This window comes from Halorubrum sp. C191 (assembly GCF_002727095.1).
GTDB lineage: Archaea > Halobacteriota > Halobacteria > Halobacteriales > Haloferacaceae > Halorubrum > Halorubrum ezzemoulense.
Genome location: NZ_NHNZ01000102.1, coordinates 44,716 through 68,216 on the forward strand (window position 1 = coordinate 44,716; position 23,501 = coordinate 68,216).

Consider the following 23,501-nt stretch of genomic DNA (forward strand, 5'->3'; position numbering starts at 1 on the left):
CCGGCAGCGCCCGTTCTCGCCGTCGGCCGCGCCGAGCGCGGGGACTCACTCCCCGACGAACTCCGCGGGCGGAGAGAGGTCCCGCCGCCCCCCGAAGGTGACGAGGAAGAGGACGCCGACGCCGACGCCGTACGCCAACATCAACGGGATCGTCGCGAGGAACATCGTGATCACGTCGGCGGGGGTGAACACGGCCGCGACGAGCAGGATCCCGATCGTCACCTCGCGCCAGCGGGCGCGGAACACGCGGTACGGGACGCCGGCGTTGTTCAGCAGGACCATCGCGATGGGGATGTCCGCGAGGAAGCCGATCCCGATGGTCGTGTAGATGACGAGCCAGAGGAAGTCGCTCACCTGGTAGGTGATGACCATGTCCGCGAGGCGCGCGTCGGTGACGAGCCAGCCGATGATCCCGGGGGCGATGTACGCGTACCCGAGCGCGAAGCCGCCGATCATCCCGGCGCCGAGCGCGCCCGCCCACAGGTACACCTGATAGAGCCGCCCGGCGACGAAGCCGCGCTCGCGGAGCGCGGGCCACGCGTAGTAGAGGGCCACGGGGAACGCGGCGAAGATCCCGAGCATCACCGAGAACTTCACCATGAAGATGAGCGCCTCGACCGGGTGGAGCGTGATGATGTTGATCCCGCCCTCGACCTCCGCGGGCACGCGCCGTTCGAGGTCGCCCCGGACCGTTCCGAGCCCGCCGAGGTACAGCCACGTGAACGCGGCCGCCATCACGGCGCCGAACACCGCGACGATCCGGAACGACCGCGTGCGCAGCGAGTCGAAGATGAACTTGAGGTCCGTGTAGTAGCCGCCGATGTCGTCTTCGGCCTCCTCCTCGTTGCCGTCGGTGAGCTCCGCGAGGAACGTCGAACTCGCCCGCGAGGTCCGGTTCTGGACGTTCCCGACGAGCCCGTCCTCGCCGGCGTCGTCCGCGCCGCCGTCGCCGTCGCTCCCCTCGTTCGCCTCGTCGAAGCGGTCGAGGATCGCCTGCGCCTTCTCCGGGTCGTCGTCGTCGATCGCGGATTGCGCGAGCGCGAGCGACTCCTCTTCGCCCATCTCGGCGAACGCGTCCGCGGGGGCCGCCCGCACGCCCGCGGCGTCGAGTTCGCCCACGTCGATGGCGGTCGGGTCGCCGTACCGGTAGCCCGCGCTCGCGGTGTCGAGGTCGGTGTACACCGCCCACAGCGTCGCGACGGCCGCGAACGCGATCGCCCACGCGGCCGCGTAGACGCCGAGCGCGGTCGTCGGGTCGACGCCGAGCCCGGCGCCCGGTTCGAGGAACCGCCGCGTGCTCCCCGCGAGCCGGAGCAGGTCGTTGACCGCGGTTCGACCGCCGTACTCGTAGAAGCCGTACACGAGCGCGCCACCGAGGACGGTCGCGCCCCCGACGACGTTCCAGTGGTTCCGCACGGCGCCGAGCACGTCGATCCGGTCGGAGCTCCGTTTCGCCGTGACGACGAGCTTCGCGAGGTAGAGGCTGAAGCCGTACAGCGCGACCAGCGGGAACGCCCACAGTAGCTGGGTGAACGGGTCCGGCGGCGAGAAGACGGCGCCGAACACGAAGATGGCGACGACCGCGTAGCGCCACTTGTCGCGGAACGTCTCGTACGGGACGATCTCGGCGTACGACAGCCCGGTGATGACCATCGGCATCTGTCCGGCGAGGCCGAACGAGAGGGAGAGGAAGACGATGAACTCAGTCCACATCACGATCCCGTAGGTGGGCTGGATGTCGGCCTCCAGCCCGAACTCCGCGAGAAAGCCGAACATCAGCGGGAAGAAGGCGAAGACGCCGTAGGCGACGCCGGCGGAGAACAGCCCCGCGGCGAGCAGTCCGAGGAGCGCGAGCTTCCAGCGGGCGATCGGCGACTGCGGCCACATACCGCGAGCGCGGAGTTCGTCGCGGGTGACGTAGATCAGCGGCGGGATCGCGGCGATCGCGCCCACGATCAGCCCGATCTTCGCCTGGAGGAGGATCACTTCGAACGGGGTCGTCGCGATGATGTCCGCCTCCTCGGCGACGGCGGCGCTCATGTTGGACTCGGTCACCTCCCGCAGCCGGTCCCAGATGTACGTTCGGAGCGCCCAGAACGTCGCGAGGAAGCCGATGAGGAAGACGACGAACACCTTCTGGAGATCCTTCTGGATCGACCGAAGGAACGCCTTCGCCGTCTCGCGGCCCTCCGCGATCGACTGCTGGGTGTCTTCGTCGAGGGCGCTCGCCATACGGAAGGCGACGGTCGTCGCCGTTATCAACCTTTTCGACCGCGGGCGCTCCGGCCGCCGAGCCGTCGCGGGGCCGTTGAGCAGTTACGAGCCCGCCGGGCCCGGCCAGGCCGCCGCTTCGGTCGCTCCGTCGCCGCCGCGAGACCCGGTTTCGCCCCCGCGCGACGCAGCCATCCGAAAAGGTTGATAACCGCCCGGTCGCGTAGGGCAACTGAATGGACGACTCGGACCGGCCGCGCGACGACGACTCGGCCGCCGCTGACGGGTCGACCGACGAGGACGAACCCGAGAGCGACGCCGCCGGAGAGGGCGGCGAGAGCGTCGAGTCCGTCGACGCCGCGTCCGAGAGCGTCGAGTCCGAGGTCGAAGCAGAGGTCGGACCCGAGGTGGACCCCGCCGCGGTCGACGCCGACTCGACCGCCTCCGCTGACGCCGACTCGGCCGCCTCCGCGGCCACCGGCTCCGCGGACGCCGCCGACCCGTCGACTGACGGCCTCCCGGCGACGGACGACGCCCAGAGCCTCGGCGACGGCGGCACGCCGGCGACGACCGCGGACGCACCGACCGCCGACGCCGCCACGGCCGTCGAGGACGAGCCGTTCGAGGGTATCGAAGGGCCGGAGACGGACGAGGAGATGCCGCTGGCCGCGCACATCGAGGAGATGATGCGCCGGCTCGCGGTCGTCTTCCTCATCGGCGGGCTGGCGACGCTCGTCGTCGTCACCGAGTCGACGGAGCTGATCAACTACTTCTGGAGCTACCACATCCCGGCGCCGCTGGAGAACCGCCCGCGGCTGTACGGCCCGCTCGAACTCCCGCTCACCCGCCTGAAGGTGGCCGGTCTCGCGGGCGTCGTGGTCGGGCTCCCGGCGTTCGTCTACGAGACGTACCGGTTCATGCGCCCGGGACTCTACGAGACGGAGCGCCGCTACTACCTCGCGGCGGTCCCGACGAGCCTAATCTTAGGCGGTGTCGGGATCGCGTTCGCGCACTTCCTCGTGTTGCCCGCGATCTTCTCGTATTTCACCACCTACACCTCCGACGCCGCGACGATCGCCTTCGGGCTCGCGGAGACGTTTAACCTGATCGTCATCATGCTCGCGTTCATGGCGATCGTCTTCCAGATCCCGCTTTTCATCATGCTCGCGATCATGATGAACCTCGTCACCCGGCAGTGGCTGGAGGCGAAGCGGCTGATCTTCTGGGGGTCGTTCCTCGGGATCGCGTTCCTGTTCAGCCCCGATCCGACCGGGATGGCGCCGATCATCGTGACGCTCACGATGATCGCCCTCTTCGAGGGGACGCTCGCGATACTGCGCTGGACCGGGAACTAGATCCGGTCGGTGCTGTTTCTACCACTGATTGCGGATCGACAGCAGACACCGTCAGCGCCTCAGACGCTCGGTCGTTCGTGAACTGCGGTTCTACGGCGACCGCCTCCCAATCCCCAGCCGCCCGGCTCTACGCAGACACCTGCTGATCGCCGACGACACCTCCGAAGCCCTAGCCGCGAGGACTCGCGCGCCCTGTTGCGCGGCTCACTCGGTCGCTGACGCTCCCTCGTTGCGGTGCTTACTGCGGCGTGCTTCGGCCTCGCGGCAGCGTGGCGCTACGCGCCACGGGCAGCCGGCGGCTTCGCCGCCGGCGACTGCCCCTTCGAGTCCCGCCCCGACCACACGGCGCCGCACCTCACACCGCCCCAGCCTCGCGGTTCACTCCGGGCTCCCTTCGGTCGCCCGTCGCTCACCGCGTCCCTCGCGCGTGCGACTCGCGCCCCGCGGGCGCTCGTCGGCACGCGCCGCCGCTCCGCCGACACGCGGCTCCGCTCCGCCGACACGCGGCTCCGCTCCGCCGACACGCATTAGTCCGCCGCGGCAGGATCGACTCGGTATGGTCCTCGGCCTCGTCGTTCCGGCAGCTATCTCGTTCGTGTTCGCCGCGGTCGCGGCGTACGTGGGCGCCCTCCGCGCGCTGGAGGTGTACTTCGACCCGAACCAAGACAGCGTCTTCCTCATGGACGACCGCGACCCGCCGAACCGCCGGTGAGGCCGCGGCAGTTCTGGTTCGGCCCCGCCAGCGGCGCCCTCACGCCTCGCCGAGCAGCTCGACGAGCAGCGCGTTCTGCGCGTGCATCCGGTTCTCCGCTTGGTCCCAGACCAAAGCCCGGTCGGATTCGAGCACGCCGTCCGTGATCTCCTCGCCGCGGTGCGCGGGCAGGCAGTGCATCACCTTCGCGCCGGTGTCCGCGAGCAGGTCGGCGTTCACCTGGAACCCGTCGAAGGCGGCGAGCTTCTCCTCGCGCTCGTCCTCCTGCCCCATCGAGATCCAGACATCGGTGTAAACGACGTCGGCGCCCTCGATAGCGGTCGCCGGATCAGTCGTCGGCGCCACGTCCGCGCCGAACTCGGCGGCGCGGTCGAACACGTCGGGGTCCATCCCGTAGTCGGCGGGCGTGGCGACCTCCACGTCGACGCCGGCCATCGCCGCGCCGACGACGAACGACTGCCCGACGTTGTTGCCGTCGCCGACCCACGCGACCGTGGCGTCCTCGCCGACCGTCTCCCGGATCGTGAGGAGGTCGGCGAGCGTCTGACAGGGGTGCGCCTCGTCGGTGAGCCCGTTGATCACGGGACAGTCGGCGTACTCGGCGAGGGTCTCCACGTCCTCGTGGTCGAACAGCCGGGCCATCACGCCGTCGACGTACCGGCCGAGGACCCGCGCCGTGTCCTTCAGCGGCTCGCCGTGGCCGAGCTGGATGTCGTCGGGGCCGAGGAACATCGCGTGGCCGCCGAGTCGAGTCATGCCCGTCTCGAAGGAGACCCGGGTGCGCGTCGAGGGTTTCTCGAAGATCATCCCCAGCGTCGCGTCCCCGAGTCGAGGGTCGGTCTCGCCCGCCTTCATCGCGGCGGCGCGGTCGAGCAGGGCGTCCAGTTCGGCGGGCGTCACGTCGTCGATGTCGAGGAAGTCGTCGGTTGCGAGGGGCATCGTTGGTGTGGTGTCGGGTGGTGGTGTCGTTCGAAAACAGTCGGTTTCGGGGAGGTGCGTCGGGTTACAGTCGCTCGCGGCAGACCTCGGTCAGCACGCGCACGGCGCGGTCGAGGTCGGGTAGCGGGAGCCGCTCGTCGGGCGCGTGGTCGAGGTCGGAGTTCCCGGGCCCGTAGGTGACCATCGGGCAGTCCCACGCGGCCGCGAAGAGGTTCATGTCGCTCGTGCCGGTCTTCCGGAGCAGGCGCACGTCGCCGCCCGCGGACCGGATCGCGACGCGGAACGCCCGCGCGAGGTCGGTCCGCGGACTCTCCATCACGGGCGGCATCGGCTCGCCCCAGCGGACGGTGCCGGTCGACAGCTCCGCCTCCGCGAGCTCGTGGATCTCGTCGACCGGCCGCGACGGCGGGATCCGCAGCTGGACGTCCACTGTCGCCTCCACGGCGAGGCCGTCGTCGCTCAGGCCGCCGTCGACCGAGATGGGCTTGGTCGTCACCTGGTCGAACACGGCGGTCTCCGCGTCGTCCGGCGTGAACGCCTCCTCGACGCCGTGCCACCAGTCGATCGCGTGCTGGATCGCGTTCGGCTCCGGCCGCGAGGAGTGGCCCGACTCGCTGGTGTTCACGTACGTCCCCTCGAGCAGGCCGCGGTAGCCGAGCGTGATCCCCTGCCAGCCCGACGGCTCGCCGTTGACCACCGCCTCCGGCGCGTCGCGGTCGCCGATGAGGTGGCGCGCGCCGCCGGAGTCGACCTCCTCGCGGACGACGCCCGCGAAGGAGACGCCGGTCTTCACCGCGGCGACCGCCATCGAGACGAGCGGTCCGGTCGCGTCGACTGACCCGCGACCCCACAACACGGGGTCGCCGGGGTCGCCGACGCGGACGTCGGAGGGCTCCGGCAGCTCGCCCTCGGACGGCGCGGGCCGCACCTCGACAGGGATGTCGCCGGGGACGGTGTCGACGTGCGAGGTGAGGAGCACGGCGTCGTTCGCCGGGGCGCGGACGTTGCCGACCTCGTCGATCCACGCCTCCCGGCCGTTCGCCTCGAAGAAGTCGACGAGGCGCTCGGCCGCCCGCTCCTCGTTGCGCGACGGCGAGGGGATCGAGACCATGTCGTACAGCAGCTTCCGGGCCGGCGTGTCGCAGGCCGCGGGGTAGCCGCCGCCGGCGACGACGTCGGTGCCGCCGGCCGCGGCGTCGTCGGCCGCCTCGCCGCCCTCCCGATCCTGTTCCTTGCCGGCCGCCATCAGCCGACCACCTCGGCTATCGCGTCGACGACGGCGTCGGCGTGCTCGCGCTCGATCGTCAGCGGCGGCAGCAGGCGCAGCACGGTCCGCCCCGCCGGCAGCGCGAGGATCTGGTGGTCGATGGCGAGGTCGCGCAGCAGGCGGTTCGACCCGCGGCGCACCTCGATCCCGACCATCAGCCCGTCGCCGCGCACGTCGCGCACGTCGTCGCCGAGGCGGTCGCGGAGCTCGCTGCGGAGGTAGTTCCCGACCGCCTCGGCGTGGGCCGGGAGGTCCTCGCGCTCGATCACGTCGAGGGTGGCGCCCGCCGCGGCCGACACCACGGGCCCGCCGGAGAACGTCGAGCCGTGATCGCCCGAGTCCTCGGCGATCCAGTCGCGACACAGCGTCGCGCCGATCGGGAGCCCGCTGCCGAGCCCCTTCGCGGTCGTGAGGATGTCCGGTACCACGTCGTGGCGGTCGGCGGCCCACATGTCTCCGGTGCGCCCGAGCCCGGTCTGGATCTCGTCGAGGATCATCGCCGCGCCGGAGGTGGCGGTCGCGACGCGGACAGCCTGAAGGTACTCGGTCGGGACGGGGTTGATCCCGCCCTCGCCCTGGAGCGGCTCCAAGATGACCGCGGCGGTGTCCTCGTCGACCGCCTCGCGCATCGCCTCGGCGTCGCCGTACTCGACGAACTCGACGCCGCCCGCGAGCGGGCCGAACCCGTCCTTGTACTTGTCCTTCCACGTCGTCGCGAGGGTCCCCATCGTCCGGCCGTGGAACCCCTGCGTGGTCGCGATTATCTTCTCGCGGCCCGTCGCGTGCCGGGCGAACTTCAGCGCGGCCTCGTTCGCCTCCGTCCCGGAGTTACAGAGCCAGACGTTGTCGACGTCGACGGGCGCGACCTCGGCCAACCGCTCGTACAGCGCCGTCCGCGCCGCGTGCGGGTACGACGCCTGGACGTACAGCAGCTCCTCCAGTTGGCTCGTCGCGGCGTCGACGACCTCCGGGTGGCAGTGGCCGACCGGCGTACAGGCGTAGCTGGCCCCGAAGTCGAGGTACTCCGTGCCGTTCGTGTCGGTGAGGTGTACCCCATCTCCCGAGGCGATCCCGATCGGCTTCTCCGAGAAGACGAAGCCGCTCACGCGGTCTCACCTCCGTCGGGCTCGGCGGGTCCGCTGTCGCCGTCCGCCTCTCCGGTTTGGCCGTCCGCCGCCTCGTCGTCTCCCCCCGCTGTTCCGTCGCCGCCGAGCGCCGCCCGCTCGATTGTCGTCCCCTCGCCGCCGAGCGCGGCGACGACCGGGTCGCGGACGTTGGCGTCCGCGATCACGACGCGGCCCGCTCCGCCTTCGAGCGCCTCCCTCGCGGCCATCACCTTCTTGCCCATGAACCCCTCGGCCGCGTCCTCGACGGCCGCCAACTCGTCGGGCGTCGCGGCCGCGTCGATGCGCGTCTCGGGGTCGTCCGGGTCGGCGTACACGCCCGCCACGTCGGTCAGGAGGACGAGGTCGGCGTCGAGCGCGCCCGCGACCGCCGCGGCCGCGCGGTCGGCGTCGGCGTTGACCGCCGTCACCTCGCCGTCGCCCTCGTCGCCCGCCATCGGCGGCGAGACGACCGGCGTGTAGCCGCCGTCGAGGAGGCCGGCGAGGAGGTCGGCGTTCACCGACTCGATCCGCCCGGAGTGGTCGCCGCGCCGGATCTTCCGCTTCCCGTCCTCGACGACGCGGACCGCGGACTTACGCGGCCCGGCGAGGAGGCCGCCGTCGACCCCGGAGAGGCCGACCGCGTCGACTCCGGCCGAGCGGAACTGTGCCGTCAGTTCGGTGTTGAGCTTGCCGGCCATCGCCATCGCGAACGCCTCCATCGTCTCCGCGTCGGTGAACCGCCCGGTGACGCCCGAGGCGGACTCGACGTAGTCGGGCTCGATGCCGAGCCGTTCGAGCGTCTCGTCGACGACCGTCGAGCCGCCGTGGACGACGACGACGGGGCGCCCGTTGGCCGCGAGGTGCGCGACGTCGCCGACCGCGCCGGCCGGGTCGACCGCCTTCGCGCCGCCGACCTTGACGACGACGGGCGGCTCGGCCGCCGGTTCGGAACCACTCCCCGTCACGGCGCACCCACCGGGTGGAGCCCGTCGAACTCGAGGCCCGCCGTCTCGGGCAGTCCGAGGGCGACGTTCGCCGCGTGGACCGCCTGCCCGGCGGAGCCTTTCATCATGTTGTCGATCGCCGAGAAGACGACCACACGGCGGTTGCCGGGGTCGAGCTCGAAGCCGACCTCGCCGTGGTTCGTCCCGGCGACCGCCTTCGGCTCGGGGTAGCGGTAGACGCCGCCCCCGCCCGAGACGATCCGCTCGAACGGTTCGTCCGCGTAGGCGTCGCGGTACGCGCCCCAGAGGTCCCCCTTCGAGACCGGCTCGTCGGGGAAGACGTGACACGTCGCGCTCGCGCCGCGGACCATGTCGACCGCGTGGACCGTGAAGGAGACGGAGAGTCCGATGTACGCCTCTATCTCCGCCTCGTGGCGGTGGCCGGTCGGGGCGTACGGGCGCACGACGCCCGAGCGCTCCGGGTGCGAGGAGGCCGCGCCGCCGCCCGCGCCGCCCTCCGAAGAGCCGACCTTCACGTCGACGACGACCTCGCCGCTCTCGGGACCGAGCGCGCCGGCGTCGACGAGGGGCTTCAGCCCGAGGATCGTCGCGGTCGCGTTACAGCCCCCGCCGGCGATCAGGTCGGCGCCGGGGAGGTTCCCGCGGTTGATCTCCGGGAGCGCGTACTCCGCACGCTCCAAGTACTCCGGCGACTCGTGCCCGTCGTACCACTCGTCGTAGGCGTCGGCCTCGGGGAGCCGGAAGTCCGCCGAGAGGTCGACCACGGTGTCGGCGGCCTCGGTGAACTCGTCGATGCGTTCCATCGAGACGCCGTGCGGCGTCGCCGCGAACAGCACGTCGACCGATTCGAGGTCTTCGGGGTCCGAGAAGCGAAGGTCGAGCCCGCGCAGGTTCGGGTGCGAGCGCCCGACGGTCATGTTGTCGGCCGACCGCGAAGTCGCCTGGACGACCTCGAAGTTCGGATGGCCGGCGAGGAGCCGCAGCAGCTCGCCGCCGGTGAACCCGGTGCCGCCGACGACGCTGGCGGTGTAGGCGTCGGCGGCCGCGCCGCTGTCCTCGGCGTCTACGGTCACGCGTCGGCCCCCGCGACGGCTCCGTCGGCCAGCTCGGTCGCCTTCGCCTCCAGCCAGTCGACGACCCGCGACGGGACGTCGACGTCGGTGGCCGCGTCGAGCGCCTTGAACTCGACGGTGTGGTTCACCTCGTGGACGGTATAGTCGTCGGCCGCGCCGTCGCCGTCTGCGCCGACGCCGGTCTCGGCGGTGTCCGATTCCGCCTCGACTCCCACCTCCATCAGGTCGACGCCGAGCATACCGCCGCCGACGGCCTCCGAGGCCTTCTCGACGAGTTCGGTCGCGTGTTCGTCGAGCTCGAACGGCTCCGTCTCGCCGCCCTTCGCGGCGTTCGTGAGCCAGTGGTCCGAGGAGCGCGTCATCGCCGCGACCGGCTCGCCGTCGACCGCCAGCACGCGGATATCGCGGCCGGGCTTGTCGACGAACTCCTGGACGTAGAACACCTTGTGCTCGTAGTGGCCGAGCGTCTCCTTGTGTTCCAAGATTGCTTCGGCGGCGTTCCGCGAGTCGATCTTCGCCATCAGCCGCCCCCACGAGCCGGTCACGGGCTTGAGGACGCACGGGTAGCCGAACGACTCGATCGCCTCTAGGGCGGCCTCCGTCGTGAACGCGACCTCCGTCGCCGGGGTCGGCACGTCCGCCTCGGCGAGCGCGAGCGAGTTCTTCGCCTTGTCGGCGCAGACGTCGCCCGTCTCCGGGCCGTTCACCACGGGGACGCCGTAGCTGTCGAGGAACCGCGTCGCGTACAGCGACCGGCTCGTCGACAGGCAGCGGTCGACCACGAGGTCGAGGTCGTCGACGGCGGCCGTCGTCGAGTCCAGGCCGAACCGCTCCTTGCGCACGTCGATCTTCGCCACGTCGTGGCCCCGCTCGCGGAGCTCGCCGAGCAGGAGCTTCTCGTCTTTCCGGATCCGCGAGTAGAGGACGCCTACGCGCACGTCGATTCCCCTCCGTTCGGGTCGGTGTTCACGCGCATGTCGACCACTCGGGTGTCGCGGCCGCGGCGGTCGTCACCATCTACTCGCCCCAGTCCTCCTCGAGCTCTGGCGCCTCCTCCAAGACGACCGGGTCGAGCGAGATGACCTCCAGCTCGGTCCCCGTGACCGGACTGTCGATGATCTCGCCGACCTCCACGTCGGCCGGGATCTCGATTTCTTCGCCCGCGATCGGGTCCTCCGCGGTCAGCGTGTCAGTGTCGCTTGTCATCGTACTCCACTCTGGGTGACTCGATACCATAAATCTTCCGAACTTACCAAAAAATATACACTAGCCAAAGCACCGGCTATCGGTTCGAAAGCGGCCGAAAGCGCCCGGACGAACCGGACTATCAGATCCTAGTTACTTGTTCGTCCCCTCGCGGAGACGAGTTCGCGACCGGGGGTCGTCGGTCGACCCCCGGTCGCGGCGGTCGTCGCAGTCGGTCCGGCTGCGGCGGTCGGTTCGGCGGCGGCGGCCGGTTCGGTGTCCGCCCGCGGCGACCACCGCGGTCGGTCCCACGATCACTCATACGTCGCCACCTCCGCGTCGAGCGCCTCGGCCGCCGCCGCCAGCGCCTCGCGGCGGTCGTCGAGCGCCGTCGCGTCCGCGTCGATCCCTGCGGTCGCGGCCGTCAGGTCCGCCGCGACCGCCTCCGGCGCGGGGCCGCCCGCGGAGTCGCGGCTCGCGACGCTCGCGGCCGGATCGAGGACGCGTTCCACCTCGTCGCGGGACACGCGCTCGAAGAGGGACTCGCCCAGTACCGCCTGTGCGGCCTCGTCAACTTTTGCGGCGGCGGTCGCTGGGTCGTCGCCGTCTCCGACCGCGGGGGCGGCGCTCGCGACGATCTCGTGGGCGGTCCGGAACGGGAGGCCCGCCATCGCGAGCAGGTCGGCGACCCCCGTGGCCGTCGAGAACCCCTCGCCCGCGGCGGCCGCGAGCGCGTCCGCGTCCCACTCGGCGGTCGCGACCGCGCCCGCAGCGATCTCGGTCGCTTCGCGCACGTCGCCGGCGATATCGAAGACGCTCGCGTGGGCGCGCTGGAGGTCGCGGTTGTACGCCCGCGGCAGCCCCTTCAGGAGGCTCAACGTACCGGTCGCCTCCCCGATCGCGTCGCCCGCGACGCCGCGGGTCAGCTCCAGCGTGTCGGGGTTCTTCTTCTGGGGCATGATCGACGAGGTCGAGGCGTACGCGTCCGCCAGCTCGAGGACCCCCTTGTTCGAGAAAACGATCAGGTCCTCGGCGAGCCCCGATAGCGTCGTCGCGAGCGTCGCGAGCGCCGTCGCCGTCTCCGCGAGGAAGTCGCGCGCCGAGGCGGCGTCCATCGAGTTGCGGACCGTCCCGTCGAAGCCGAGCAGCTCCGCGGTCCGGTCGCGGTCGACGTCGAACGGCGTCCCGGCGAACGCGGCCGCGCCGAGCGGCGACCGGTTGACGCGGTCGTACGCGTCCAGGAGCCGCTCCGTGTCGCGCGCGAGCCCGCCCTCGTACGACAGCAGGTAATGCGCGACCGTCGTCGGCTGTGCCGGCTGGAGGTGGGTGTACCCCGGCATCACCGTCTCCGCGTGTTCCTCGGCGACCTCAACGAGCGCCTCCCGGGCGGCGACGGTCGCCTCGGCGGCGTCGAGCAGGTCCTCGCGCAGCCGGTACCGGATACACGTCGCCACCTCGTCGTTGCGCGAGCGGGCGGTGTGCATCCGGCCGCCGTCCGGGCCGACCCGGTCGATGACGGCGGTCTCGATCGCCTCGTGGACGTCCTCGCCGTCCGGGAGCGCGCCGTGGCCGGCGGCCTCCACCTCGTCGAGCGCGGCGAGTATCTCGCCCGCGACCCCGCCGTCGACGATCCCTTGTTCGGCGAGCATCACCGTGTGCGCCCGGTCGACGGCGAGGTCCGCCTCGAAGATTGCGGCGTCGGCCGCGAGGCTCGACAGGAACTCGCGGGCGGGTCCGCCGCTGAAGCGCTCGCGCCGGACGGCGGTGTCGTCACCGCCGGCCGCCTCGTCCGCGTCGCTCGCGTCGGGATCGTCGTCGGTCATCTAGTTATCGTCCGCGTCGGACCCGTCCGTCTCGCCGGACCCGTCCGTCGCGAGCTCGGGCTTCGAGACGCTCGCCTTCACGTCGTTGGCGAGGCGCTCCTGGAGTCCGTGGTACTTCGCGACGCCCGTCGCGTCCGACTGGGCGATGCCGGCGACGTCCTCGGTGTTGAATGAGGCCATCTCCTCGGAGTAGACGGCGTACTCGGAGTCGCGGGCGACGACGCGGCAGTCGCCGCCGGACACCTTCACGGTCGCCGTGCCGGTCACCACGTCCTGCGTCTCGTCGACGAAGGCGTTCAGCGCGTCGACGACGGGCGCGAACACGAGCCCCTCGTACGCCTTCTCCGACCACTCCTGCTCGATCCCCTTCTTGAACGAGCGCTCGTTCTTCGTCAGGACGAGATCTTCGAGTGCCTGGTGGGCCGTCAGCAGGACCGTCGCGGCCGGGTGCTCGTAGTTCTCCCGCACCTTCAGCCCGAGCATGCGGTCCTCCATCACGTCGGTGCGGCCGACGCCGTACCCCCCGGCGTGCTCGTTGAGGTGCTGGATGAGCGGCACGGGGTCCATCGCCTCGCCGTCGACGGCGACGGGGATCCCCTCCTCGAACGTCACCTCGATGGTGGTCTCGCCCTCCGGCTCGGCGGTCCACTCGTAGATGTCCTCCGGCGGCTCGTAGTTCGGGTTCTCCAGCTTCCCGCCCTCGACCGCGCGCGACCAGATGTTCTCGTCGATGGACCAGACGCCGCCGTCGCCGGCCTCGACGGGCAGGTCCTTCTCCGCGGCGTAGTCGATCTCCCACTCGCGGGTGAGGCCGAGTTCGCGCACGGGGGCGATCACTTCAAGATCGGAGCCGCGCCAGACGGCCTCGAACCGGAGCTGGTCGTTCCCCTTCCCCGTACAGCCGTGGGCGATGGCGTCACAGCCCTGCTCCTCGGCGACGCCGAGGATCGCCTCGGCGATGACCGGGCGCGCGAGGGCGGTCCCGAGCGGGTAGCCCTGATAGCTGGCGTTGGACTTCACCGCGTCGAAACAGAGGTCCGCGAACTCATCCTTCGCGTCGACGACGTGGATGTCGAGCCCCAGCGCCTCGGCGGTCTCCTCGGCCTCGTCGAACTCCTCGGTGGGCTGGCCGACGTCGACGTTCACGCCGATGACCTCGTCGTAGCCGTACTCCTCTTTCAGCAGCGGTACGCAGACCGTGGTGTCGAGTCCCCCGCTGAACGCGAGTACAACGCTCGTCATTACCAGAGTACACCCGGCCTACGGTCTTAAATTCAGCGGTTTCGAGATTGTAAGAAAAAGACAGCGCGGCCGCTCGCGGTGACGATAGTCGAGACTCTCCGGAACGGAACGGCGCGAACGCGACGAGGGATGAAGATTACTGGCCCGAAGGGCCTCGTCGTCGCGCCGCGCCGGAAGCCGGTCGCGGCGGTCGGACGTCTCGTCGCGGTCGCAGGGCTCGTCGGCCTCGGAGAAGGGCGGCGTCGAGACGAGCCACTGCGGTCATCGCGTGTATGTACCGATCTCCGATATAAAACTGTTCCGCACCGCCCGGCGCGCGCAAGGTTTGCCGGACGGCCCGGAGATCGCCGGTCGCCCGGTCTACAGCGCCTCGCGGTACGCTTCGAGCGTCGTCTCGACGTCCTCCTCCGTGTGCGCGTAGGAGGTGAACTGACACTCGTACTGGTTCGCGGTGAGGAACACGCCTCGGTCTTTCATCTTCTGCCAGAACACCCGCTCCCAGCGGTCGGTCGCAGCGTCGGCCACGTCGGCGCCCGTCTTTGGACACGAGTCGTACCGGGCGCAGTCCGGGTCCTGCCGACAGCCGCCCGCGCAACAGGCGTCGACGTCGTCCGGCGCCTCGCGGGTGAACACCGTCTTGAACATCGAGTCGGTGCCGACGACGGTGTACTCCGGCGCGCGCTCGGCGCAGATCTCGGCGATCCCCTCCCGGAGCTGCCGACCGAGGCGGTTGACGTGCTCGTACACGTCGTTTTCGGCCGCGTACTCCAGCCCGGCCTTCCCGGCGGCCATCGTCACCGGGTGCCCGGAGAAGGTGCCGGACTGGAACACCTCGCCAGCGGGCGTGAACCCCTCGATGATCTCCGCTTTCCCGCCGATCGCGCCGACCGGGAAGCCGCCGCCGATGATCTTCCCGAACGTCGTCACGTCGGGGGTGACGCCGAACTTCGACTGGGCGCAGCCGAGGCCGCCCACCCGGAACCCGGTGATCACCTCGTCGAAGATCAGTAGCGAGCCGTGGTCGTCACAGAGGTCCCGCAGCGTCTCGTGGTAGCCGTCGACGGGCATCACGATCCCCTTGTTGGCGAGTATCGGCTCGACGAGGACGGCCGCGATCTCGTCGCCGTGTTCCGCGAACACCTCCTTCGCCGCCTGCGGGTCGTTGAACGGGATCGGCAGGGTGTGCTCGGCGAACGCCTCCGGGATCCCCGCCGTCGACGGGTGCGCGTCGCCCGGCGACCCTTCCACGAGCGTCGACTCCTGCGCGCCGTGGTAGCCGCCCCGCATCACGACGATCTTGTCGCGGTCGGTGTGGCCGCGCGCCAGTCGGACCGCCGAGACGGTCGCCTCCGTGCCGGAGTTGACGAAGCGGATCGACTCGACGCTCGGGACGTGCCGCGCCACGAACTCGGCGTGTTCGACCTCGATCTCCGTGGGCGCGCCGTACATCGGTCCCTCCGCGACGTGCGACTGGACCGCCGCCTCCACCGGGTCGGGCAGGTCGTGGCCGTAAAGGAGGGGGCCGTACCCCATCACCCAGTCGACGTAGCGGTTCCCGTCGGCGTCGATCACGTGGCCGCCGTCGCCGCGCTCGACGAAGAACGGGTGCGGCATCGTCGCCCGGACCGAAGAGTTGACGCCGCCCGGCATGACCGACAGCGCGCGGTCGTACAACTCGCGCGAGCGCTCGTGGTTCATACCGACCGGTTGGGTCGGCGGGCTGAAAGTAGTTGCCGAACCGCCGTCACGCCCGCCCGAAAAAAGTCCGTCCGTCGATCCGTGCGCGGTGTCTGCCCGCCGGGAGCGTCGCTACACCGCCTCCGTTCCGGTCGCACCGGTGCGGACTTGGAGCGCGTCCTCCACCGGCATGATGAACACCTTGCCGTCGCCGGCCTCGCCGGTCTTCGCGGCGTCGGCGATGGCGTCCGCGACCTCGTCGGCCGGGATGTCGGCCACGACGACCTCGACTTTCACCTTCTGGTGGAGATCGACGGTGAACTCCTCGCCGCGCCACTGGCCCTTCTTCGCGGGCTGGCTGCCGCGACCGGAGACGTTCGTCACCGTCAGCGAGGGGGCGTTGATCTCCGCGAGCGCCTGCTTGATGTCTCCGAGCTTGTCGGGGCGGACGACCGCCGTGACCATCTTGATGTCCGTGCCGGCCGCCGCGCCGCCGTCGGCCCGGGGAGACTCCCCATCGGACTCGGTCGTGTCGATCACCGACGGGCCGCCGTCGGTCGCGACGCGGTCGCCGCCGAACTCGGGGTAGGTCTCGACGCCGTGTTCGGAGATGTCGAGGCCCTCCTGTTCGTGCTCGGCGGTGACGCGCGCCTCGCCGGCGAGCTTGAGCACGTACCAGACCGCACCGGTTGCGGTGATCGTCCAGCCGCCGATGATGACCACGCCGACGAGCTGAGCGACGAAGTGGGCGCCGATGCCCGCGCTGAGCTGACCCGGTGCGGCGACGAACGGGAAGAGGAGCGTCCCGAGAACGCCAGCACTCCCGTGAACCGGGAACACCGCGCAGACGTCGTCGATCTTCAGGTTGTCCGAGACGAACTCGAAGACGATCGGGAGCTGCGCGCCGGCGAGCCCGCCGACGACGACGGCGCCCCACCATGCCGTGGTGTCGGGGATTGCGGTGATGCCGACGAGCCCGGCGAGCAGGCCGTTGGCGACGTAGAGGGTGTCGACCTTCCCGGTCTTCGCCCAGACGACGAGCGCGGCGCCGATCCCGCCGGACGCCATCGCGATCGTCGTCCCCATCGCGACGAGGTTGAGCGTCAGCGTGTTGAACACGCCGCCGCTGACCACCGACGCCGTGCCGACGTTGAAGCCGTACCAGCCGAACGCGAGGACGAGCGTCCCCAGCACGGCGAACGTCAGCGAGTGACCGGGGATGACGTTCGTCGAGCCGTCCTTCCCGTAGCGGTCCATCCGCGGCCCGAGGATGGCCGCGGCCGTGAGGCCCGCGATGCCGCCCATGCCGTGGACGATCATGCCGCCGGCGAAGTCGTGGAACGCGGTGCCCGTCAGCTGTGCGACGAGCCCGTCACCGGAGGCCGACCACGTGAAGGCGATGACCATCGGGTAGATGACCGCGGCCAGGAGGAACGTGTAGGTGACGTACGCGCGGAGCTTCGCGCGACCCGCGACCGCCCCGGAGACGATCGTCGCTGCGGTCATCGCGAACACCGCGCCGTAGAGCCAGTTGACGTAGGGACCGACCACGCCCGACTCGACGGCGAGTTCGCCGCCGGAGTACAGCGATCCCGCGGCGGAGGCGATCCCCGACGACCCGTTCACGAGGCTCGTGAACGCCGTGCCGATGAGGAAGAACACCGCCACCCCGACGCTCCACGTCAGGAGGTTCTTCGTCAGCTGGTTGGCGACGTTCTTCGACCGCACCTGCCCGGCCTCCAGCATGGCGAAGCCGGCGTGCATGAAGAAGATGAGGAACGTCACGACGAGGATCCACGTCCCGTTCATCGCGGACGCGAACGTGCTCGGATCGATCGTGGCGAGGACGCCGCCCGTCACAATTCATCCACCTCTACTGAACGCTCGTCCGATTCAAACCGTGCTTCGCTCGTGTTCATGTGCTGAATCACGTTTCGATTCCCGGGAACGCCTATACATAAACGTTAGAGTTGAGTTTCACAAAAAACACGGTTGATAATACGGCGGTCGTCCGATATAAGGACGTGGCTATGGAATATAAGGACGTTTTTCTCGCGGTTCCGCCGCAATTGTTGCGCTCGAACTCGACGGTCGTTGTGTAGCTCAGCTATCTATTTCGGCGTGACCCGTCGCCGAGCGGCGCTCTCGGGGCGGGCGCGGTCCCCTCTGGCGAGTATTGCCGCGCCGCCGTCCCGCGCTTGGGCGTCGCACGGGCTCTCCGTCCCGAATTCGGGTCGTTCCGGCCTCGTCGGCAGAAGTAGACGTTTGTCAACCCGTCTCGCGGTCCCTCGACGGAATCGATATCTCGGCGGTGTCAGACTGCCCTCTCTGCCGACCGATGTCCCGGAAACACCGTTATTCCGGCTTCAGACCCTCGTTCTGGACGCGCATCACGGCCTCGCCGTCGGCGAGGTTCGGCGCGTCGACGAGGCGGACGATCCGCTTGTCGCCCTTCGACTTGCGGAGGTACATCCGGAACGTGGAGGCGTGTCCGAGGATGTTGCCGCCGATCGCCTGCGTCGGGTCGCCGAAGTACGAGTCGGGATTCGACGCGACCTGGTTCGTGACGAGGATGGCGGTGTTGAACAGGTCGCCGATCCGCATCAGGTCGTGGAGGTGTTTGTTGAGCTTCTGCTGGCGATCCGCAAGCTCGCCCCGACCGACGTACTCCGCGCGGAAGTGCGCGGTGAGGGAGTCGACGCAGACGATCCGGATCGGCCATTCCGTCTCCTCGTGTTCGCCGGCCAGCTCCTTCGCCTTCTCGGCGAGCAGGATCTGGTGGTTGGAGTTGAACGCCTTCGCGACGTGGATCTGGTCGAGGAACGCTTCGACGAGCTCTTCGAGCGCCTCCTCGTCCGAGGGCGTCCCCTCGATCTCGCGGCGCTCCATCTCGTCGGCGAGGATCTCGTCGTCGAGCCCGCGGACCATGTCGTCGATCCGCTCCGGTCGGAACGTGTCCTCGGAGTCGACGAAGATACAGCCGCCGTCGAGGCCGCCGTTCTCCGGCTCTAGCTGGACGTTGACCGCCATCTGATGGGTGACCTGCGACTTCCCGGACCCGAACTCGCCGTACACCTCCGTGATCGACTGCGTCTCGATGCCGCCGCCGAGCAGGTCGTCCACCTCGTCGATCTGCCAGGAGAGCTTGCCGATCTCCTGGCGGCGCTCCAGCACGCTCGCGCCGGTCTCGAAGCCGCCGACGTCGGCGGCGTCGCGGGCGGCGTTGATGATGTCGGCGGCGGACGACTCGCCGATGTCGGCCGTGTTCGACATCTCGCCGGGGCTCGCGACGGCGATCGACTGGTAACTCTCGAATCCGTTGTCCACGAGCTTGTCCGCGGTTGCCGGGCCGACGCCGGGGAGGTCCTCGAGTTCGTCTTCAGGCATGTACACAGTACTTGTTTGCCATCCCGTATAAAGACTGGTTTACACCCGAGTGAAAGTGAAGTTCGCCGAGCGTCACCGCTCGGTCGCGGTTCGCTATCTCTCGAAAGCGTTCGTCGGAGCGGCCCGCTCTGTCGCGCGGTGAAACTGGTCGAGGGGTCAGGGGCGACCCGGCGGTCGGGTCCTCAGAAGCCGACGCGGCGGACGTACCCGAGGTCGCGGATCTCCACGAGCAGGTCGCCCGACAGCTCGGCGTCGGTGATCACGTACAGCTTCGGGTCGTCGGTGAACTCGGGGTCCTCGCTCAGCACCTGCCGGATCGAGACGCCGCGGTCGGCCAGGATCCCCGTTACCTCGGCGACGATCCCGGCCTCGTCGGCGGCCGCGACCTCGATGGTGAGCACCGTCAGGTCGAGGACCGGGGCGAGGTCCATCAGGCTCGGGACCGACGAGATGTTGGTGAAGATGCGCTTCAGCTCGGGGTCGGCCAGGATCGCGTCGGTCGTCGAGTCCACGACGCGCCGGTCCACGTCGAGCTCGCGCGCGATGCCGGTGTAGGGGATCTCGATCCCGCCGGAGACGACCCGCCCCTCCTCGTTGACGGAGAAGCCGCGCTCCAAGAACAGCCGGATCACCGCCTGCTGGCTGGGTGACCCCTCGAACTTCTCGAGGATCTCGTCGAACATTCGTTGTCGGGAGTGGTCGCGGCCGGGCGTTAAAAAGGCGGGTGCGTCGCGGCCGGTCGCGTCGCGGTCGTCTGGCGACCCCGCCGGCCCGGACCACTTCCGCCCCGCCACCCGACCCCTTTTAGCCGACGCCGCCGAACTCCACCCCGTGTCAGAGTCGCCGCACCTGCGGTTCTTCCCGTACGAGGAGCCGTACCCGAACCAGCGCGAGGCGATGGACCGGGTCGCCAACGCGCTGGACCGCGGACAGGACGTGCTGTTCGAGGGGGCGCCCGGGACCGGGAAGACCCTCTCGGCGCTCGTGCCCGCGCTGGAACACGCGCGCGAGCACGACCGCACGGTCGTCATCACGACCAACGTCCACCAGCAGATGCGGCAGTTCGTCGAGGACGCCCGCGCGATCACGCGCGAAGAACCCATCCGCGCGGTCGTGTTCAAGGGGAAGTCGTCGATGTGCCACATCGACGTCGACTACCAGGAGTGTCAGACCCTCCGCGACACCACCCGCGAGATGGTCGAGACGGAGAGCGAGGTCCGCGAGCTGGAGTCGCGACAGCGCGAGCTGCTGGCCGAGAGCCGCGAGGGCGATACGGGCGCCGCCGAGGCCCGCGAGTCGGTCATGGACGAACTCGACGAGCTGGAGGCGGAGATGGAGGAGTACGACGCCGCGAACGTCTGCGAACACTACCGCAACAATCTCACCCGCGACACGGACGACTTCTTCGGGTGGCTCTTCGAGGACGTCCGCACCCCCGACGACGTGTACGAGTACGCCGACGAGCGCGCGCTGTGCGGCTACGAGCTGCTGAAGAAGGGGATGGAGGGGGTCGACCTGGTCGTTTGTAACTACCACCACCTGCTCGACCCGAACATCCGCGAGCAGTTCTTCCGGTGGATCGACCGCGACCCGAGCGAGATAATCACCGTGTTCGACGAAGCGCACAACATCGAGAACGCCGCCCGCGACCACGCCACCCGAACGCTGACGGAGAACACGCTCGACGCCGCCTTAGACGAGGTGGCCGACAGCGACGACTCCCGCGCGGAGCCCGCCGAGAACGTCCTCCGCGCCTTCCGCGACGCCCTCGTCGAGACGTACGAGGACGCGCTCGGCTTCGGCGGCTCCGAGTCCGTGACGGAGAACTGGGAGGACATTGCGGTCGCCAACGACGACCGCCGCGACGACCTCACGCTCGCGTTTCTCCGCAACTACGAGGGGACGGGGATCGACGCGGAGACCGAGCTCGCCGTCCAGCTCGGCCAGGCGATAGACGAGGAGTACGAGCGCCGCTACCGGGACGGGGAGGCGACCACCCGGTCGGAGTCGCAGACGCTCGCGGCCGCCCGGTTCGTCTCGACGTGGATGGACGAGGGCGCGGAGTTCGGCCAGTATCCCGTGCTCTCCGTCCGGCGCGACGGCGGCACCGACGAGGTGTACGGCCGGGCGGAGCTGTACACCTGTATCCCGCGGAGCGTCACGAGCGAGCTGTTCGACGAGGTGGCCGCCTCGGTCCTGATGAGCGCGACGCTGCGCCCGTTCGACGTGACCGAGGACGTGCTGGGGCTGGAGGACGTCGCCTCGATGGCCTACGACATGGGGTACCCCGAGGCGAACCGCCGGACGTTCGCCGCCGACGTGCCGCCGCTGTTCGCCGCCGACCGAAACGACCCGGAGACGCAGGAGGCCGTGTCGTCGCTGCTCCGCGACGCAATCCGCTTTACCCCGGGCAACACGCTCGCCTTCTTCCCGTCGTACGCCGAGGCCGAGCGCTACCACGAGCGGCTCGCTGGGCCGAGCGGGGGCGGAAGCGCCGCCGGCGGCGCCGCGGCGGACGCCGTCGACCTCGGTCCGATCCACCTCGACGGGCCGGGCGAGGACGAGGAGCGGCTCCGCAGCGAGTTCGTCGAGAGCGACGGCGCCGCGCTGTTCACCTCGCTGTGGGGGACGCTCGGTGAGGGCGTGAGCTTCGACGGCGACGACGCCCGGACGGTCGTCGTCGTGGGCGTCCCGTACCCGCACCTCTCGGACCGCACGGAGGCGGTCCAGGACGCCTACGACCGCGCGTTCGCGGACCGCGACCGCGCCCGCGACCCGGGGTGGACGTACGCGGTCGAGGTCCCGACGATCCGCAAGACGCGACAGGCGCTCGGCCGAGTGATCCGCGGCCCCGACGACTACGGCGTCCGGATCCTCGCGGACCGGCGCTACACGACCGCCGACATGGGGAAGTACTCGGTCCGGTCCGCGTTCCCGCCCGAGGAGCGCGAGGAGCTGCTCGACGTCGACCCCGCGAAGCTGAAGTTCGCGATGCTGAACTTCTATCAGGACCACGACGCGTACGACGGCCCGCCGCCGTCGCCGTGACGCGGGCGCGCGGTCCCGCTCGCGGGCGCTCGCCTCGACGTCACTTCCGGCCGTCCTATCCGGGCATCGACGCGAGCAGGATCGAGACCAATATCAGGAGCCCGGCCAGCAGCGTCGTGACCACGGCGTGGATCAGCGTCATCGCGGCGACCGCCCGCCGCGGCTGCTCGTAGCTCCACCAGAACATCGTCCCGTCGACGAGGAGCGCCGCGAGGAGGATGAGCCCCCCGGGGAGTTCGAGCCCGTTGCCGGCGACGCTGATCACCGCGGGCAGCGGGCCGATGTAGAGGGCCCGCCGCGGGTCGGCGTCGCCGAGGACGTTCCGGGCCGCGACGTGCGCGGTGAGACAGAGGAACAGCGCCAACAGGACGGTCGTCCCGAGCACGGAGACCGGCGTCACCGTCTGTAAGAGCATGGTCGCCATACGCGGCGACGGGTAAAAGTGATCGCGGAACGCGGTCGCGGTGTCGCCGCATCGCGGCCCCGTCTCGATCGCGGGCTCACCGCGTCAGTCCAACAGCCCGAGGCCGTTCAGCTCCTCGACGATCACGTCGACGGCTGCCTCGGCGTCGGCGGGGCTCGTGCCGCCGGTGACGACCACTTTCCCGCTGCCGAAGAGCAGCGCGACGACCTCCGGCTCGTCGAGCCGGTAGACGAGCCCGGGGAACTGCTCCGGCTCGTACTCGATGTGTTCCAAGCCGAGCCCGATCGCGATCGCGTTCAGGTTCAGGCTCTCGCCGAGGTCGGCCGACGTGACGATGTTCTGGACGGTGACCTCCGGGTCCTCGATCGGGATCTGGAGCGCGCGGAGCTCCGCGAACACGATGTCGAGGCTCTCGTGGACCGCCTCGACCGAGTTCGCGCCCGTACAGACGATCTTCCCGGAGCGGAAGATCAGGGCGGCCGACTTCGGGTCCGTGGTGCGGTAGACGAGCCCGGGGAACTGCTCGGGGTCGTAGTCGGCGCCCTCGAGGTCCATCGCGACGCTCTGGAGATCGAGTTCCTGCCCGATCCCCGTGGAAGCGACGACGTTTTCGACGGTGATCGTCTCCTTCGGGTCGGCCCTCATTACCTCCATCCTCGCCCGAACGACTTAAAAAGGTGGCTGGTCGGAACCGCCACGCTATTGCCGTCGCCGCGCGGAGCGGTCGGCGTGTACTGGCTCGAACTCGCCGGCGAGACCGACGCCTTCGCCGCCCGCGAAGCGGCGACCGCGGCGACCGGCGTCGACCTCCTCGCGCCGGGGATCGCTCGGACCGGCGGGATCGACGGCGCGCACGTCCGGCGCCTCGCGTACACGCGCGCCGCCCACGATGCGGTCGCGCGGACGGACGCCGACGTCGACGCCGCGGTCGCCGCGCTCCGCGCCGCGCCGCTCGACCGCTCCGGAAGCGTGGCGGTCCGCGCCCGCGACGTCCGGGGAACGTCGGGAGTCTCCACCGAGGCGGTCGAGCGCGAACTCGGGAGCGTCCTCGTCGACCGCGGGTTCGACGTCGACCTCGACGACCCCG

At 70.2% G+C, this 23,501-nt stretch carries 20 protein-coding genes and 1 pseudogene; 4 read left to right on the forward strand and 17 right to left on the reverse strand.

What is annotated here, in order from left to right; translation table 11 throughout:
• Window positions 1-45 precede the first annotated feature (45 nt).
• Entirely contained in the window at window positions 46-2,232 is a 2,187-nt protein-coding gene (locus tag Z052_RS10240) for a twin-arginine translocase subunit TatC (protein WP_099289009.1), read from the reverse strand.
• A gap of 215 nt (window positions 2,233-2,447) precedes the next feature.
• On the opposite strand from Z052_RS10240, the gene Z052_RS10245 reads away from it, so the two are divergent.
• Together Z052_RS10245 and Z052_RS20485 are read left to right on the forward strand one after the other, a co-directional pair.
• Window positions 2,448-3,566, forward strand: coding sequence for a twin-arginine translocase subunit TatC (locus tag Z052_RS10245; protein ID WP_089308488.1), 1,119 nt, complete (start codon window positions 2,448-2,450; stop codon window positions 3,564-3,566).
• Window positions 3,567-4,122: 556 nt separating this feature from the next.
• Window positions 4,123-4,278: a hypothetical protein gene (locus Z052_RS20485; protein WP_176450650.1), complete on the forward strand. Its 156-nt coding sequence runs from the start codon at window positions 4,123-4,125 to the stop codon at window positions 4,276-4,278.
• 39 nt (window positions 4,279-4,317) lie between these two features.
• Here Z052_RS20485 and argF read toward each other — a convergent pair whose 3' ends face one another.
• The 14 genes from argF to Z052_RS10310 all read right to left on the reverse strand — a co-directional run bounded on the left by argF (window position 4,318) and on the right by Z052_RS10310 (window position 19,625).
• Complete coding sequence (gene argF / locus Z052_RS10250; protein ID WP_094579751.1) at window positions 4,318-5,217, reverse strand: ornithine carbamoyltransferase; 900 nt, start codon at window positions 5,215-5,217, stop codon at window positions 4,318-4,320.
• Window positions 5,218-5,281: 64 nt separating this feature from the next.
• Complete coding sequence (locus tag Z052_RS10255; protein WP_086216042.1) at window positions 5,282-6,463, reverse strand: [LysW]-lysine hydrolase; 1,182 nt, start codon at window positions 6,461-6,463, stop codon at window positions 5,282-5,284.
• Window positions 6,463-7,590 (reverse strand): aspartate aminotransferase family protein, encoded by a 1,128-nt coding sequence (locus Z052_RS10260; RefSeq protein ID WP_049932109.1) that lies wholly within the window; start codon window positions 7,588-7,590, stop codon window positions 6,463-6,465. The genes Z052_RS10255 and Z052_RS10260 overlap by 1 nt, the downstream gene beginning before the upstream one ends.
• Entirely contained in the window at window positions 7,587-8,555 is a 969-nt protein-coding gene (locus Z052_RS10265; protein WP_099289010.1) for an acetylglutamate/acetylaminoadipate kinase, read from the reverse strand. The genes Z052_RS10260 and Z052_RS10265 overlap by 4 nt, the downstream gene beginning before the upstream one ends.
• Window positions 8,552-9,628: an N-acetyl-gamma-glutamyl-phosphate reductase gene (gene argC / locus Z052_RS10270; RefSeq protein ID WP_094519691.1), complete on the reverse strand. Its 1,077-nt coding sequence runs from the start codon at window positions 9,626-9,628 to the stop codon at window positions 8,552-8,554. Before argC ends, Z052_RS10265 begins: the two co-directional genes overlap by 4 nt.
• Window positions 9,625-10,566 carry a lysine biosynthesis protein LysX gene (lysX, locus tag Z052_RS10275; RefSeq protein WP_099289011.1) on the reverse strand — a complete coding sequence of 314 codons (942 nt, stop codon included), beginning with the start codon at window positions 10,564-10,566 and terminating at the stop codon, window positions 9,625-9,627. Before lysX ends, argC begins: the two co-directional genes overlap by 4 nt.
• A 79-nt stretch (window positions 10,567-10,645) precedes the next feature.
• Window positions 10,646-10,834 carry a lysine biosynthesis protein LysW gene (lysW, locus tag Z052_RS10280; protein ID WP_049932116.1) on the reverse strand — a complete coding sequence of 63 codons (189 nt, stop codon included), beginning with the start codon at window positions 10,832-10,834 and terminating at the stop codon, window positions 10,646-10,648.
• Between the two features lie 132 nt (window positions 10,835-10,966).
• The gene (locus tag Z052_RS20220; RefSeq protein WP_158228679.1) at window positions 10,967-11,131 is read right to left on the reverse strand and encodes a hypothetical protein; all 165 of its coding nucleotides are present in this window, start codon (window positions 11,129-11,131) and stop codon (window positions 10,967-10,969) included.
• Window positions 11,128-12,636, reverse strand: coding sequence for an argininosuccinate lyase (argH, locus tag Z052_RS10285; protein WP_049932118.1), 1,509 nt, complete (start codon window positions 12,634-12,636; stop codon window positions 11,128-11,130). Before argH ends, Z052_RS20220 begins: the two co-directional genes overlap by 4 nt.
• Entirely contained in the window at window positions 12,637-13,878 is a 1,242-nt protein-coding gene (locus Z052_RS10290) for an argininosuccinate synthase (protein WP_094579748.1), read from the reverse strand. It lies immediately after the preceding gene.
• Between the two features lie 360 nt (window positions 13,879-14,238).
• Window positions 14,239-15,576, reverse strand: coding sequence for a glutamate-1-semialdehyde 2,1-aminomutase (locus Z052_RS10295; protein ID WP_086216037.1), 1,338 nt, complete (start codon window positions 15,574-15,576; stop codon window positions 14,239-14,241).
• 111 nt (window positions 15,577-15,687) lie between these two features.
• Window positions 15,688-17,415, reverse strand: a complete 1,728-nt coding sequence (locus Z052_RS10300; protein ID WP_176454938.1) for an ammonium transporter — start codon at window positions 17,413-17,415, stop codon at window positions 15,688-15,690.
• Between the two features lie 495 nt (window positions 17,416-17,910).
• The gene (gene radA / locus Z052_RS10305; RefSeq protein WP_049932122.1) at window positions 17,911-18,942 is read right to left on the reverse strand and encodes a DNA repair and recombination protein RadA; all 1,032 of its coding nucleotides are present in this window, start codon (window positions 18,940-18,942) and stop codon (window positions 17,911-17,913) included.
• 182 nt (window positions 18,943-19,124) lie between these two features.
• Window positions 19,125-19,625 (reverse strand): ACT domain-containing protein, encoded by a 501-nt coding sequence (locus Z052_RS10310; RefSeq protein WP_089308480.1) that lies wholly within the window; start codon window positions 19,623-19,625, stop codon window positions 19,125-19,127.
• A gap of 148 nt (window positions 19,626-19,773) precedes the next feature.
• Here Z052_RS10310 and Z052_RS10315 point away from each other — a divergent pair, with 148 nt between their 5' ends.
• Entirely contained in the window at window positions 19,774-21,990 is a 2,217-nt protein-coding gene (locus Z052_RS10315; RefSeq protein ID WP_094552649.1) for an ATP-dependent DNA helicase, read from the forward strand.
• Window positions 21,991-22,045: 55 nt separating this feature from the next.
• On the opposite strand, the gene Z052_RS10320 is transcribed toward Z052_RS10315, so the two are convergent.
• Window positions 22,046-22,405, reverse strand: a complete 360-nt coding sequence (locus tag Z052_RS10320; protein WP_049932127.1) for a hypothetical protein — start codon at window positions 22,403-22,405, stop codon at window positions 22,046-22,048.
• Window positions 22,406-22,498: 93 nt separating this feature from the next.
• Window positions 22,499-23,059 (reverse strand): TATA-box-binding protein, encoded by a 561-nt coding sequence (locus Z052_RS10325; RefSeq protein WP_049932128.1) that lies wholly within the window; start codon window positions 23,057-23,059, stop codon window positions 22,499-22,501.
• Between the two features lie 84 nt (window positions 23,060-23,143).
• On the opposite strand from Z052_RS10325, the pseudogene Z052_RS10330 reads away from it, so the two are divergent.
• Window positions 23,144-23,501: pseudogene (locus Z052_RS10330) on the forward strand (TIGR01177 family methyltransferase); the annotation flags it as partial.

What these genes read in the sequence shown, in the direction of transcription:
- Z052_RS10240 (WP_099289009.1), bottom strand. Translation starts at nt 2,232, where the DNA reads ATGGCGAGCGCCCTCGACGAAGACACCCAGCAGTCGATCGCGGAGGGC.
- Z052_RS10245 (WP_089308488.1), top strand. Translation starts at nt 2,448, where the DNA reads ATGGACGACTCGGACCGGCCGCGCGACGACGACTCGGCCGCCGCTGAC.
- Z052_RS20485 (WP_176450650.1), top strand. Translation starts at nt 4,123, where the DNA reads ATGGTCCTCGGCCTCGTCGTTCCGGCAGCTATCTCGTTCGTGTTCGCC.
- argF (WP_094579751.1), bottom strand. Translation starts at nt 5,217, where the DNA reads ATGCCCCTCGCAACCGACGACTTCCTCGACATCGACGACGTGACGCCC.
- Z052_RS10255 (WP_086216042.1), bottom strand. Translation starts at nt 6,463, where the DNA reads ATGGCGGCCGGCAAGGAACAGGATCGGGAGGGCGGCGAGGCGGCCGAC.
- lysW (WP_049932116.1), bottom strand. Translation starts at nt 10,834, where the DNA reads ATGACAAGCGACACTGACACGCTGACCGCGGAGGACCCGATCGCGGGC.
- argH (WP_049932118.1), bottom strand. Translation starts at nt 12,636, where the DNA reads ATGACCGACGACGATCCCGACGCGAGCGACGCGGACGAGGCGGCCGGC.
- Z052_RS10290 (WP_094579748.1), bottom strand. Translation starts at nt 13,878, where the DNA reads ATGACGAGCGTTGTACTCGCGTTCAGCGGGGGACTCGACACCACGGTC.
- Z052_RS10295 (WP_086216037.1), bottom strand. Translation starts at nt 15,576, where the DNA reads ATGAACCACGAGCGCTCGCGCGAGTTGTACGACCGCGCGCTGTCGGTC.
- radA (WP_049932122.1), bottom strand. Translation starts at nt 18,942, where the DNA reads ATGCCTGAAGACGAACTCGAGGACCTCCCCGGCGTCGGCCCGGCAACC.
- Z052_RS10310 (WP_089308480.1), bottom strand. Translation starts at nt 19,625, where the DNA reads ATGTTCGACGAGATCCTCGAGAAGTTCGAGGGGTCACCCAGCCAGCAG.
- Z052_RS10320 (WP_049932127.1), bottom strand. Translation starts at nt 22,405, where the DNA reads ATGCTCTTACAGACGGTGACGCCGGTCTCCGTGCTCGGGACGACCGTC.
- Z052_RS10325 (WP_049932128.1), bottom strand. Translation starts at nt 23,059, where the DNA reads ATGAGGGCCGACCCGAAGGAGACGATCACCGTCGAAAACGTCGTCGCT.